At 72.6% G+C, this 13,000-nt stretch carries 10 protein-coding genes; all 10 read right to left on the bottom strand.

Annotated elements, in window-relative coordinates; genetic code table 11:
• Nucleotides 1-279 precede the first annotated feature (279 nt).
• Nucleotides 280-1,782: an L-arabinose isomerase gene (gene araA, locus ACLQ2V_RS20640; protein WP_425720170.1), complete on the bottom strand. Its 1,503-nt coding sequence runs from the start codon at nt 1,780-1,782 to the stop codon at nt 280-282.
• A 26-nt stretch (nt 1,783-1,808) separates the two neighbouring features.
• Nucleotides 1,809-2,807, bottom strand: coding sequence for a galactofuranose ABC transporter, permease protein YjfF (gene yjfF / locus ACLQ2V_RS20635; RefSeq protein ID WP_425720169.1), 999 nt, complete (start codon nt 2,805-2,807; stop codon nt 1,809-1,811).
• A complete protein-coding gene (locus tag ACLQ2V_RS20630; protein ID WP_425720168.1) occupies nt 2,804-3,874 on the bottom strand; it encodes an ABC transporter permease in 1,071 nt (356 codons plus the stop codon). The genes yjfF and ACLQ2V_RS20630 overlap by 4 nt, the downstream gene beginning before the upstream one ends.
• Nucleotides 3,871-5,466 carry a sugar ABC transporter ATP-binding protein gene (locus ACLQ2V_RS20625; RefSeq protein ID WP_425720167.1) on the bottom strand — a complete coding sequence of 532 codons (1,596 nt, stop codon included), beginning with the start codon at nt 5,464-5,466 and terminating at the stop codon, nt 3,871-3,873. The genes ACLQ2V_RS20630 and ACLQ2V_RS20625 overlap by 4 nt, the downstream gene beginning before the upstream one ends.
• A 91-nt stretch (nt 5,467-5,557) precedes the next feature.
• The gene (locus ACLQ2V_RS20620; RefSeq protein ID WP_425720166.1) at nt 5,558-6,553 is read right to left on the bottom strand and encodes an ABC transporter substrate-binding protein; all 996 of its coding nucleotides are present in this window, start codon (nt 6,551-6,553) and stop codon (nt 5,558-5,560) included.
• A gap of 129 nt (nt 6,554-6,682) precedes the next feature.
• Nucleotides 6,683-7,366 (bottom strand): L-ribulose-5-phosphate 4-epimerase, encoded by a 684-nt coding sequence (locus ACLQ2V_RS20615; protein WP_425720165.1) that lies wholly within the window; start codon nt 7,364-7,366, stop codon nt 6,683-6,685.
• Nucleotides 7,363-9,045, bottom strand: a complete 1,683-nt coding sequence (araB, locus tag ACLQ2V_RS20610) for a ribulokinase (RefSeq protein WP_425720164.1) — start codon at nt 9,043-9,045, stop codon at nt 7,363-7,365. The genes ACLQ2V_RS20615 and araB overlap by 4 nt, the downstream gene beginning before the upstream one ends.
• 173 nt (nt 9,046-9,218) lie before the next feature.
• Nucleotides 9,219-10,217, bottom strand: coding sequence for a reductase (locus tag ACLQ2V_RS20605; protein WP_425720163.1), 999 nt, complete (start codon nt 10,215-10,217; stop codon nt 9,219-9,221).
• Nucleotides 10,218-10,816: 599 nt separating this feature from the next.
• Nucleotides 10,817-10,927: a zinc finger domain-containing protein gene (locus tag ACLQ2V_RS20600; RefSeq protein WP_425720162.1), complete on the bottom strand. Its 111-nt coding sequence runs from the start codon at nt 10,925-10,927 to the stop codon at nt 10,817-10,819.
• 178 nt (nt 10,928-11,105) lie between these two features.
• Nucleotides 11,106-12,947 carry a DNA helicase RecQ gene (gene recQ / locus ACLQ2V_RS20595; RefSeq protein ID WP_425720161.1) on the bottom strand — a complete coding sequence of 614 codons (1,842 nt, stop codon included), beginning with the start codon at nt 12,945-12,947 and terminating at the stop codon, nt 11,106-11,108.
• Nucleotides 12,948-13,000: the final 53 nt, after the last annotated feature.

Here is a 13,000-nt window from a genome sequence, read left to right as displayed (position 1 = left end):
CCCTGGACGCCGGGCCGCCTGCGGCGGCCCGGCGCACCCAAGGGATGTGATCGCTAACAGCGCTGCGGCCGTGCCCGCGGCCGCAATCCGAACGAGCCGTCCAATGATGAGCGTGAGCCCGTTGCGCTCGCGCGATGGACGCCTATTCATTGACTGTGAGCGATAACACGCCGTTAGTCAAGACGGGCCGGGGCGGGCGGGGCGGCGCCGCTGGCAACGGGCCGGGGGCGCCCCTTCCGCGACTGCGGAAGAGACGCCCCCGGTCGACGCGTCGCGCTTTCAGAACCCCCGGGCCAGCCGGTGGTACGCCTGGTTCCACCGCAGCTCGTCGGCGAAGCGGCGCGGCTGCGTGTCGGCGTCGATGACCATCAGCTCGGTGCGGGTCATCTCGGCCAGGTCGTGCAGTTCCTCGACGCCGAGGGCCTGCGTCAGCACCGTGTGGTGGGGCGCGCCCGCGGTGATCCACGCCTCCGCCGAGCCGGCCAGGTCCGGGCGGGGCCGCCAGACGGCGCGGGCCACCGGCAGCCGCCGCAGCGGGTGCGGCGGCGTCACCACGTCCACCTCGTTGGCCACCAGGCGGAAGCGCTCCCCCAGGTCGGCCAGGCCGAGCACCACCGCCGGGCCGGGGGCGGCGTCGAAGACCAGGCGCACCGGGTCCTCCCGGTCGCCGATGCTCAGCGGGTGGATCTCGACGTCCGGCGTGTCGGCGGCGATCGTCGGGCAGACCTCCAGCATGTGCGCGCCGAGCACCAACTCCTCACCCGGGGTCAGGTCGTAGGTGTAGTCCTCCATGAAGGAGGTGCCACCCGGCACGCCGACCGCCATCGCCTTGAGCGTGTGCACCAGCACGGAGGTCTTCCAGTCGCCCTCGCCGCCGAAGCCGTAGCCGTCGGCCATCAGCCGCTGCACGGCGATGCCGGGCAGTTGGCGCAGGCCGCCGAGGTCCTCGAAGTTGGTGGTGAAGGCCCGGAAGCCACCCTCGTCGAGGAACGTGCGCAGGCCCAGCTCCAGCCGGGCGGCGTAACGCAGCGAGTCGTGCCGGTCCCCGCCGGGGGCCAGCGGCGCGGCGAGCCGGTACGTGTCGCCGTACTCCTTGACCAGGTCGTCGACCCGCTCGTCGGGCACCGCGTCGACGACCGCGACCAGGTCGTTGACGCCGTAGGTGTTGACCGAGACGCCGAAGTGCAGCTCGGCCTCGACCTTGTCGCCCTCGGTCACGGCGACGCCGCGCATGTTGTCGCCGAAGCGGGCCAGCCGCAGCGAGCGCATCGCCGCGTACCCGAGCGCCGCCCGCGCCCACGCGCCGACCCGGGAGATCACCCTCGGGTCGCTGACGTGCCCGGCGACGGTCTTGCGGGCCACCCCGAGCCGGGTCTGGATGTAGCCGAACTCGCGGTCGCCGTGGGCGGCCTGGTTCAGGTTCATGAAGTCCATGTCGATGTCGTCCCACGGCAGCAGGACGTTGGCCTGGGTGTGCAGGTGCAGCAGCGGCGTACGCAGCGCGTCCAGGCCGGCGATCCACATCTTCGCCGGCGAGAAGGTGTGCATCCAGGCGATCACCCCGACCGCCCCCTGCGCGGCGGCGTCCCGGCAGACCCGCAGGATGTCGGCGCTGGAGGTCAGGACCGGCTTCCAGACCACCCGTACGGGGATGCCCGGCGAGTCGTCGAGCTGCGCGGCGATCCGGCGGGACTGGTCGGCGACCTGCCGGAGGGTGTCGTCGCCGTAGAGGCTCTGACTTCCGGTGAGGAACCAGACCTCGGGCTGGGCGTGCGTTGCCATGGAGATGCCTTCCGCGAGAGGGGCGGTCACGTCGTGGTGAAGCGGATGCCGATGAGGCGTTGCAGGAGGATGAAGGCGAAGAGCAACCCACCGATGACGATCCGGGTCCACCAGGAGCTGAGGGTGCCGTCGAAGGTGATCAGGGTCTGGATGATGCCCAGCACCAGCACGCCGAGCACGGTGCCGAAGACGTGCCCGGAGCCGCCGGTGAGCACCGCGCCGCCGATGACGACGGCGGCGATGACGTCCAGCTCCATGCCGATGCCGATCAGCGGCGCGCCGGAGAGCGTGTAGAACGACAGCAGGATCCCGCCGACGGCCGAGCAGAGCCCGCTGACCGTGTAGACGGCGATCCGGGTGCGCCCGACCGGCAGGCCCATCAGCAGCGCGGACTGCGAGTTGCCGCCGATCGCGTACACGTTGCGGCCGAAGCGGGTGTACGCCAGCACGTACGCGGCGACGGCGACCACCGCCAGCGCGATCAGCACGCTGATCGACACGAAGTTCCCGCGCGGGTCGCCGATGCGCTCCTGGGACATGCCGGTCCAGAACCCGTCGGTGATCGGGATGGAGGAGTCGCTGATGAAGGTGCACATCCCCCGGGCGAAGAACATCCCGGCGAGGGTCACGATGAACGGCTGTATCTCGAAGAAGTGGATCACGCAGCCCATCAGGAAGCCGAGCGTGGGGCCGATCAGCAGGGCGACGACCAGCACCAGCGGCGACGCCACCCCGTCGCGCAGCAGCGACGCGGAGACCATGGCGGTCATGGCGACCACCGAGCCGACCGACAGGTCGATGCCGCCGGTAAGGATCACGAAGGTCATGCCGACCGCGACCACCAGCAGGAAGCCGTTGTCGATGAAGACGTTGAACACGACCTGGACGTTGGAGAACGCCCGGTACTGGGAGACCCCGACGGCGTACATGACCAGCAGCAGGACGAGGGTGGCCAGGACCGGCACGTGGCGGCGCGGCAGCGCGGGCCGCCAGGACCGGCCGGTGGTCAACGAGGTGGCGCTCATGCCGGCACCTGCTCCTTCTCCCGCTGCGGCGTGGCCGGCCCGGGTGTGCTCCGCCGGTGTCTGCGGCCGAACCTGGCCCGGAACTTCGGCGCCTGGATGAGGCAGACGGCGATGACGACGACCGCCTTGAACAGCAGGGACGTCTGCGGGGAGATGCTCATGGCGTACACGGTGGTGGTGAGGGTCTGGATGATCAGCGCGCCGAGGACGGTGCCGCCGAGGGAGAACCGCCCTCCGGCCAGCGAGGTGCCGCCGATGACCACCGCGAGGATCGCGTCGAGCTCCACCCAGAGGCCGGCGGCGTTGCCGTCGGCGCTGGAGACGTTGGCCGTCATCATGAAGCCGGCGATCGCGGCGCAGGCGGCGCTGACGACGTAGACCAGGAAGATGATCCGGCCCGAGCGGATGCCGGCGAGCCGGCTGGCGCGGGCGTTGCCGCCCACCGACTCGATGATCAGACCGAGGGCGGTGCGGCGGGTGAACGCGGCGACGACCAGGGCCGCGCCGAGGGCGATGAGGACGGCCAGCGGCAGGGTCAGCAGGTGCCCGAGCCCGATCCCCCGGTACGGCTCCGAGTTGATCGTGATGATCTGCCCCTCGGTGATCAGCTGGGCGAGCCCGCGACCGGCCACCATCAGGATCAGCGTGGCGATGATGGGCTGGATCCCGATGACCGCGACCAGGACCCCGTTCCACATGCCCAGCGCCAGCGCCGCGCCGAAGGCCAGGGCCAGCGCGGTCAGCACGGTGGGCAGGCTGTTCTGGTCGGCCGCGCCCGCGATGTGGGCGCAGGCGATGGCCCCGGCGATGGCGCAGACCGAGCCGACGGAGAGGTCGATGCCGCCGGTGGCGATGACCAGGGTCATCCCGAGCGCGACGAGGATCAGCGGCGCGCTCAGCCGCAGGATGTCCACGGGCGTGCCGTACAGGTGGCCCTGGCGGACCTCGACGGCGAGGAAGCCGGGCCGGTAGGCCGCGTTGGCCGCGATCATGACCACGAGCACCAGCGCCGGCCAGAAGAGCCGGTGGGAGGTCAGCGGGCGGAGCCGCTGGGCGACGGCGGTCATCGGTGCGCCTCCTGCTGCTGGGTGCCGTCCTGCTCCGGGGCGCCGTCCTGCTCCGGGGCACCGCCGTGCGCCGGGGCGCCTTCGGCGATGGTCTGCATGACGCGGTCGGCGTCGACGGTGTCGTCGTTGGTGAGCTGGGCGACCATCGTGCGGTCCCGCATCACCGCGACCCGGTGGCTCAGCCGCAGCACCTCCTCCAACTCGGCGGAGATGAACAGCACCGCCGTCCCGCCGTCGGAGAGCTCCACGACCAGCTTCTGGATCTCCGCCTTGGCGCCGATGTCGATGCCCCGGGTGGGCTCGTCGAGGATCAACAGGCGCGGCTCGGTGATCAGCCAGCGGGCCAGCAGCACCTTCTGCTGGTTGCCGCCGGAGAGGTTGGCGATCGGCAGGTCCGGGTTCGCCGGCCGGATGCCCAGCGCGGCGACGTACTTCTCGACCAGCTCGTCCTGCCGGCGGCGGGGGATGGGGCGCAGCCAGCCCCGGGCGGCCTGCATCGCCAGGATCATGTTCTCCCGGACCGACAGCTCGGGGACGATGCCCTCCGCGCGGCGGTCCTCGGAGGAGAAGCCGATGCCGTGGTCGATGGCCTGCACCGGGTTGCGCAACGCCCCCCGGCGGCCGTCGACGTGGACCTGGCCGTGGTCGGCGCGGTCCGCCCCGAAGAGCAGCCGGGCCACCTCGGTACGGCCGGAGCCGAGCAGACCGGCCAGGCCGACCACCTCGCCGGCGTGGATGCGCAGGGTGAACGGCGCGACCGCGCCCTTGCGGCCGAGCTGCACCGCGTCCAGCAGCGGGGCGGCCCCCGCCCGGGTGGTGGCCACCCGGTTCTGCTGCTCGTCGAGCCGCTCCAGCACGTCGAGTTCCCGGCCGATCATCTTCTCGACCAGGCCGAGCCGGGGCAGCTCCCCCGTCCGGTACTCACCGACCAGGGTGCCGTTGCGCAGCACCGTGATCCGGTCGGCGATGGCGTACACCTGGTCGAGGAAGTGCGTCACGAAGAGGATCGCGATGCCCTCGTCGCGCAGCTGCCGCAGGGTGCGGAAGAGCTGCTCGACCTCGCCGGCATCCAGGCTGGACGTGGGCTCGTCGAGGATCAGCACCCGGGCCCGCACGTCGATCGCGCGGGCGATGGCGACCAACTGCTGCACCGCCAGCGAGTACGTCCCGAGCTGCGCGCCGACGTCGATGTCGAGGTCCAGCCGGGCCAGCAGTGCCCGCGCCCGCCGGCGCATCTCGCCCCAACGGACGGCGCCGAGGCGGCGGGGCTGCCGGCCGATGAAGATGTTCTCCGCCACCGAGAGGTTGGCGCAGAGGTTGACCTCCTGGTAGACGGTGCTGACGCCGGAGGCGGCGGCCTGCCGGGGCCCGCTGAACGCCACCGGCTCGCCGTCGAGGTCGATGCTGCCCTCGTCGGTGCCGTACACCCCGGTCAGGACCTTGATCAGGGTGGACTTGCCGGCGCCGTTCTCGCCCATCAGGGCGTGCACCTCGCCCGGGAAGAGCCGGAAGTCGACGTGCTGGAGCGCGCGGACACCGGGGAAGGTCTTGCTGATCCCGGTCATGGTCAGGACCGGACGGTTACCCGTCATCCCATCGGACCTCTTCTGCGTGGTGTCGGTCGAAACGAGGCAGCGGCCAGGCGGGTCGCCGCCGCCGACGGCGACGGCGACCCGGCGGGCGTCAGTACTTGCGGTTGGGCAGCGCCGCCTTGGCCTGCTCCTGGGTGAAGGTGGTCTCCTCGGTCTCGATCCGGGCCGGGATCTGCTCGCCCGCCTTGACCTTCTTGGCCAGCTCCATCAGCTGCGGGCCGAGCAGCGGGCTGCACTCCGCGATGAAGTTGAACTTGCCGTCGGCGAGGGCCTGCATGCCGTCCTTCACCGCGTCGACCGTGATGATCTTGATGTCCTTGCCGGGCACCTTGCCGGCGGCGGTGATCGCCTCGAGCGCGCCCAGCCCCATGTCGTCGTTGTGCGCGTAGAGCACGTCGATGTCCGGGTTGGCCTTGAGGAACTGCTCCATCACCTGCTTGCCGTCGGCGCGCTTGAAGTCACCCGACTGGGACGCGACGATCTTCAGCTTCGGGTCGGCGGCGATCGCCTTGGCGAAGCCCTCCTTGCGGTCGTTGGCCGGGGCCGAGCCCGTGGTGCCCTGCAACTCGACGATGTTGACCGGGCCGGTGGCGCTCTTGCTCTCCGCCACCAGCCACTCGCCGGCGAGGCGACCCTCCTTGATGAAGTCCGAGCCGAGGAAGGTCTTGTAGAGCGACTTGTCGGCCGAGTCGACGGCGCGGTCGGTCAGGATGACCGGGATCCCCGCGTCCTTCGCCTCCTTGAGCACGGTGTCCCACCCGGACTCGACGACCGGCGAGAAGGCGATCACGTCGACCTTCTGCTGGACGAAGTTGCGGATCGCCTTGATCTGGTTTTCCTGCTTCTGCTGGGCGTCGTCGAACTTCAGCTCGATGCCGGCCGCGGCGGCGGCCTCCTTGATCGAGGTGGTGTTCGCGGTGCGCCAGCCGCTCTCCGCACCCACCTGGGAGAAGCCCAGTACGAGCTTTCCGTCGCCGCCGCCGCTGTCGCCGCCGGTGTCGCTGTTGCCGCAGGCCGCCACGCCGCCCGCAAGCAGCACGGTGGCGAGGACCGCGGCCATGCCGCGCGCCGTTCTCCTGGTGCTCATCGTCTCTCCTCGGTGTGATCATCCGGGCGGTGTGCCGCCCTCCGGGGCGTACCCCGGGTGTGGTGGTGGTGGAAGATGCCGTGCCGGTTTCCGCGCCGCAGCCGGGCGCGGGCCGGTCGGTGGGTTCGGTCAGCCCGCGACCGGGCGCTGGCCGTAGACGTTCTGGTAACGGTCGTAGAGGGCGTCGACGTCGGCCGGCGCGATGGTCGTCGGCCGGCCCAGCGCGCGGGCCAGGTGCGCGGTACGCGCCACGTCCTCGCACATCACCGCCGCCTTGACCGCCGCGCGGGCGTCCTTGCCGATGGTGAAGACCCCGTGGTTGCGCATCAGCACCGCCGGCGAGCGGTGCCCGGCCAGGGTGCTGACGATCCCCTTGCCGATGTCGTCCCCGCCGATCAACGCGAACGGGCCGATCGGGATCTCCCCGCCGAACTCGTCGGCCTGGGCGGTCAACCAGCAGGGGATCGCCTCGCCCCGGGCCGCCCAGGCGGTGGCGTAGCTGCTGTGGGTGTGCACGACGCCGCCGACCTCCGGCATGGCCCGGTAGACGTAGGCGTGCGCGGCGGTGTCGCTGGACGGCGAGCCGCCGCCGTCGACCACGGCCCCGGAGAGGTCACAGACGACCATGGTGTCGGCCGTCAGGTCGTCGTAGTCGACGCCACTGGGCTTGATCACCATCAGGTCCTGGCCGGGGACCCGGGCCGAGACGTTGCCGGCGGTCCACGCCACCAGTTGGTAGCGGGTCAGCTCACCGTGCAGGTGGGCCACGGTCTCCCGCAGCGCGCTGAGCTGTCGAGCCAGGTCGGTGCTCATCCGATCGCCTCCAGAACCGAGTCGGCCTGCGCCCCGGTGGCGACGGCCGCGTTGCGGATCGCCCGCAGCCGGAGCATCACGTCGTCGCCGCCGCGACCGAAGTGGTCGTGCAGCGCGCGGTACTGCGCGTACAGGGCGTCGTAGGCCCGCACGTTGCGCGGATCCGGCTGGTAGACGCCCTCCTGCACCCGGCCCATCGCCGCCGACGCCTCGTGGATCGTCGGGTACGCCCCGGCGGCCACCGCCGCGTGGATCGCCGACCCCAACGCCGGGCCCTGCGCGGAGCCGATGATGCTCAGCGGGCGGTTGGTCACGTCGGCGTAGATCTGCATCAGCAGCCGGTTGGCGGTGAGCCCACCGGTCACGACCAGGTCGGTGACGGGCACCCCCGCCGCGACGAACGCCTCGATGATCATTCGGGTGCCGAACGCCGTGGACTCCAGCAGCGCCCGGTAGACGTCCGGCGGCCGGGTGGCCAGGGTCAGCCCGACGATCAGGCCGCTGAGATCGTGGTTGACCAGCAGGGAACGGTTGCCGTTCCACCAGTCCAACGCGATCAGGCCGTGGGCGCCGACCGGTTGGGCGGCGGCCAGCTCGGTCAGCCGCTCGTGCGAGTCCAGACCGGCCGGGGCGGCGTGCGCGACGAACCAGCCGAAGATGTCGCCGACGCCGCTCTGCCCGGCCTCGTAGCCCCAGGCCCCCGGGCTGATGCCGCCGTCGACGACGCCGCACATGCCGGGCACCTCGGCGGGCTGCTCACCGTTGAGGATGTGGCAGGTGGAGGTGCCCATGACGACGACCAGCCGGCCGGGGGTCAGCGCCTGGGCGGAGGCGGCGGTGACGTGGGCGTCGACGTTGCCGACCGCCACCGCGATGCCCGCCGGCAGCCCCGTCCACTCGGCGGCCTGCGCGCTCAGCGCGCCGGCCCGCTCCCCCAGCGGCAGCAGCGGGCCGTCCAGCTTGGTCACGAAGTCGACGAAGTCGGGGTTGAGCGCGGCCAGGTACTCCGCCGACGGATATTGGCCGTCCTGCCGGATGCCCTTGTAGCCGGCGGTGCAGACGTTGCGGGTCTCCGCGCCGCAGAGCTGCCACACGAGCCAGTCGGCGGCCTCGATGAACCGCTCCGCCCGCCGGTAGACCTCCGGGTCCTCCTCCAGCAGCTGCAACCCCTTGGCGAACTGCCACTCGGCGGAGATCTTGCCGCCGTAGCGGCCGATCCACGGCTCGCGCCGTTCGTGGGCGACGGCGTTGATCCGGTCGGCGTGCGGCTGGGCCGCGTGGTGTTTCCACAGCTTCACCCAGGCGTGCGGGCGACGCCGCAGCTCGGGCAGCTCGCAGAGCGGGGTGCCGTCGGCGAGCGTCGGCAGGACCGTGCAGGCGGTGAAGTCGATGCCGATGCCGACCACCCGCGACGGCTGCACCCCGGCGTCGGCCAGGGCGGCGGGCACGGCGTGGCGCAGCACGTCGCGGTAGTCCTGCGGGTCCTGCAACGCCCAGCCCGGCGGCAGCGCCGGCCCGCCGTCGGGCAGGGCGTCCTCGATCACGCCGTGGCGGTACTCGTGGGCCGCGCTGCCGACCTCCGCGCCGTCCCGGACCCGCACCACCAGGGCCCGCCCGGAGAGCGTGCCGTAGTCGATGCCGACCACGTACCGCTCGCCCGAACCATCCACACCACTCATGAGCACCTCCGCACGACGACCGGCCTAGTGTTAGCGCTCACATATAGCGTCGTCAAGACATCTGCCGGCCACAGCTCCGTAATGGAAGGAAACGTTCGCCGTGTCGGCCCGCGCACCCCAGGTCATACCGCCCACGGCTGCGGACGGCGGTGGAAAAGCCAGGGGCGGCGGAGTCAGTGGGCGGTGGCGAGCAGGGCGGCCTCCCGCTGTGGGTCCAAGCCCACCGGCTGCCGGGCGGGGCGGCCCGCGCGCGGCGGCACCGCACCCACCCCGCGCAGCCAGGCCCAAGTGTCGGCGACGGTCTCGGCCACCGGCCGACAGGCCAACCCGGTCGCGTACGCCCGCCGCACGTCCCGCTCGTGCAGCCACCGGTACTCGTGCCCGACCGGAATCCAGATCGGCAGGTCGTTCCACGGCTCGATCCCGGCGGCGAGCACGGCCTCCGGCGCGGTCCAGCGCAGCCGGGCCGACGAGCCGGTGACCGCGACGCACGCGTCGAGCACCTCACCCATCGTCGCGTGCCCGCTCCGCGACACCACGTTGTACGCCCCGCCGTCGCCCGCCGCGCCCCGGTCCAGCAGCCACGCCGCGAGGTCGCGCGCGTCGACGTACTGCACGGTCAGGTCGGCGGGGCCGGGGGCGAGCACGTCCCCGCCCCGCGCGACGCGGGTCAGCCACCAGGGCAGCCGGCCGATGTCCTCGCCCGGCCCGAGGATCAACCCGGCGCGGGCCAGCAGCGCCCGGTCGCCGAACACCGCCACGGCGGCCCGCTCGCCGCCGGCCTTCAGCTCCGGGTACGCGCCGTCGGTGGCGTCCGGCTCGGCGGCCACCACGGGGGCGTCCTCGGCCGCGCCGAGCGGGAACGGCAACGCGTAGACGGAGCTGCTGGAGACGTAGCCGTACCAGCCCACGGAGCCGTGTAGGGCGCGGGCGGCGTCGCGCACCGCGCGGGGCGCGCCGTCCCAGGTGTCGACCACCAGGTCCCACTCGCCGCCGGCCAGCGCGGCCAGGCCACCCGCCGCCGTCCGGTCACCCCGCAACCGGTGTACGCCCTGCGGCACCGCGCCGTGCAACCCTCGGTTGAAGACCGTCACCGACCAGCCTCGGCGCACCGCCTCGGCGACCGTGGCCCCACCCACGAAGCCCGTGCCACCGAGCACCAGAAGTCTCATCGGCCCATCCTGTCGCCCCGCTGCCAGCGCTGGCAGCGGTATTCGCGCAGGGCAGATCTGCCCACGGCAGAGCCGGTGGGGCCGGACGACGGCTCCCGAGCTGCCCGGTGGACCGACCGGCCCCGGTCAGGCGGCGAGTCAGACCATGCGGGGTGATCCCACCCCTACATCCTCAGCCCGGCAACGTGCCTCACCAGATCGAGACGGCCTGCTGGCTCGCGGAGCTGACCTAGCCGACCGGGCGGACACGGCGGCCGGGCGCGGCGGACGGGCGGGCGCGGCGACGCCCGCTGCGGGCAGAGCGTCGGGGGGCCACAGCGGGGCGGCATCCCCTTGTGCGCGTCCTATGGAGCTGATGTCGTTTGCGACATCACCCCGGATGAGTCGTTGACGACATCAGCTCCATAGGACGCGAAGGACACCTCCCCCAGGGAAAGGACCGCCCCACCCTCGCGCCCACGGCGAAGGACCGCCCACTCCCGCGCCCATGCAGGACCGCCCCACCCTCGCGGCCACGCAGGACGACCGCCCCACCCTCGCCGCCACGCAGGAGAGGGCACCCGACCAGGTGGCGCGGCCATCTCTGGCGGGTGGGGCGCCTACCGCTGGCAGGTGGGGCACCAGCAGAGGTTGCGGCCGGTCAACGCGCCCCGACGCACCTCGTCGCCGCAGACGTGGCAGGGCTGGCCGGGGCGGCGGTAGACGTACACCTCGCCGCCGTGCCGGTCGACGCGGGGCGGGCGACCGGTGGCCTCCGGCGGGTGGGCGTCACCGACGGTGTCGATCCGGCCGGGCAGCGGCGGCGGCCCGGCCCGGCCCGGAACAGCGCCTCCGCCACGAAGATCAACCCCGTGCCGGCCACCACGGACTGGTCGAGCAGCAGCGCCGTCAGGCGGCGAGGGCGGCGAGGAGCTGCTCGCCGTACCGGGCGAGCTTGGCCTCGCCCACGCCGCCGATCCGGGCCAGCGCGTCCAGTGTGGTCGGCCGGTCGGCGGCGATCTGGCGCAGCGTCGCGTCGTGGAACACCACGTACGCCGGCACGCCCTGCTCCTTGGCGGTGGCCGCCCGCCAGGCGCGCAGCCGCTCGAAGACCGGCTCGTCCGCCGGGGAGAGCTCGACGGCCGCGGCCCCGGCGGCGGACGGGCGGGACCTGGCCACCCGGGTCTTCGCCGGGCGGGCCGCCTCCCGGCGCATCGGCACCGAGCGGCGGCGGCCCAGCACCTCACCGCTGGTCTCGGTCAGCACCAGGGTGCCGTAGTCGCCCTCGACGGCCAGCAGCCCCTGGGCGAGCAGTTGCCGGACCACGCCCCGCCACTCGGCCTCGCTGAGCTCCTCGCCGATGCCGAAGACGCTCAGCTCGTCGTGGTGGTGCTGGGTGACCTTCTCGGTGCGCCGGCCGAGCAGGATGTCGATGCACTGCCCGGCGCCGAACTTCTGGTTGCGTTCCCGGTGCAGCCGCAGCACGGTGGAGAGCAGCTTCTGCGCGGCGACCGTGCCGTCCCAGGACTCCGGCGGCTCCAGGCAGGTGTCGCAGTTGCCGCACGGCGCGCTTTCCTGGCCGAAGTAGCTCAGCAGCCGCACCCGGCGGCACTCGACGGTCTCGCAGAGGGCCAGCATCGCGTCGAGGTGGGCGGCGAGCACCCGCCGGTGGGCCAGGTCACCCTCGGAGGACTCGATCATCTTGCGCTGCTGCACCACGTCCTGCAGCCCGTACGCCAGCCAGGCGGTCGACGGCAGGCCGTCGCGGCCGGCGCGGCCCGTCTCCTGGTAGTAGCCCTCCACCGAGCGGGGCAGGTCGAGGTGGGCGACGAAGCGGACGTCGGGCTTGTCGATGCCCATCCCGAAGGCGATGGTGGCGACCATGACCAGGCCGTCCTCGCGGAGGAAGCGCTGCTGGTGGGTGGCGCGGGTGGCCGCGTCCAAGCCCGCGTGGTACGGCAGCGCGGCGACGCCGTTGGCGACCAGGAACTCGGCGGTCTTGTCCACCGAGGCCCGGGAGAGGCAGTAGACGATGCCGGCGTCGCCGGGATGCTCGGTGCGGATCAGGTCGAGCAGCTGCTTGCGGGGCTCCCGCTTCGGGGCGATCCGGTACTGGATGTTGGGCCGGTCGAAGCTGGCCACGAAGTGCCGGGCCGACGTGAGGTTGAGCCGGGTGGCGATCTCGGTGGCGGTCGCGGCGGTCGCGGTGGCGGTCAGCGCGATGCGGGGCACCGCCGGCCAGCGCTCGTGCAGCATCGACAGGGCCAGGTAGTCGGGGCGGAAGTCGTGGCCCCACTGCGCCACGCAGTGCGCCTCGTCGATGGCGAAGAGCGCGATCCGCCCTCGCTCCAGCAGTTGCAGCGTGCCCCGGCTGCCCAGCGCCTCGGGGGCGAGGTAGAGCAGGTCCAGCTCGCCGGCGAGGAACGCCGCCTCGACCTGCCGCCGGGTGGCGAAGTCGAGGGTCGAGTTGAGGAAGCCGGCCCGCGCCCCGACGGCGGTGAGCGCGTCGACCTGGTCCTGCATGAGGGCGATCAGCGGGGAGACGACCACCGCGACGCCGTCGCGCACCAGGGCGGGGATCTGGTAGCACAGCGACTTGCCGCCGCCGGTCGGCATCAGGACCAGGGCGTCCCCGCCGCCGACCACGTGCTCGATGATCTCCTGCTGCTCACCCCGGAAGGCGTCGTAGCCGAAGACCCGGCGGAGCACGTCCAGCGGGGTCGCGGTGAGCATCTCGGTGCCGGAAGTCATTGGCGGAGTCTACGAGGCGGCTCCGACAACGCCCGATGGCCGGGCCGGTCGAG

The sequence above is a fragment of the Micromonospora sp. DT233 genome, assembly GCF_049841815.1.
GTDB lineage: Bacteria > Actinomycetota > Actinomycetes > Mycobacteriales > Micromonosporaceae > Micromonospora.
This window is presented reverse-complemented; position numbering and strand designations above follow the sequence as displayed.

Bases quoted from the DNA above. Each gene is read 5' to 3' on its own strand.
- ACLQ2V_RS20615 (WP_425720165.1), bottom strand. From the start codon at position 7,366: ATGAGCACCGACCTGGCTCGACAGCTCAGCGCGCTGCGGGAGACCGTG.
- ACLQ2V_RS20630 (WP_425720168.1), bottom strand. From the start codon at position 3,874: ATGACCGCCGTCGCCCAGCGGCTCCGCCCGCTGACCTCCCACCGGCTC.
- ACLQ2V_RS20620 (WP_425720166.1), bottom strand. From the start codon at position 6,553: ATGAGCACCAGGAGAACGGCGCGCGGCATGGCCGCGGTCCTCGCCACC.
- ACLQ2V_RS20605 (WP_425720163.1), bottom strand. From the start codon at position 10,217: ATGAGACTTCTGGTGCTCGGTGGCACGGGCTTCGTGGGTGGGGCCACG.
- yjfF (WP_425720169.1), bottom strand. From the start codon at position 2,807: ATGAGCGCCACCTCGTTGACCACCGGCCGGTCCTGGCGGCCCGCGCTG.
- araB (WP_425720164.1), bottom strand. From the start codon at position 9,045: ATGAGTGGTGTGGATGGTTCGGGCGAGCGGTACGTGGTCGGCATCGAC.
- ACLQ2V_RS20625 (WP_425720167.1), bottom strand. From the start codon at position 5,466: ATGACGGGTAACCGTCCGGTCCTGACCATGACCGGGATCAGCAAGACC.
- araA (WP_425720170.1), bottom strand. From the start codon at position 1,782: ATGGCAACGCACGCCCAGCCCGAGGTCTGGTTCCTCACCGGAAGTCAG.
- recQ (WP_425720161.1), bottom strand. From the start codon at position 12,947: ATGACTTCCGGCACCGAGATGCTCACCGCGACCCCGCTGGACGTGCTC.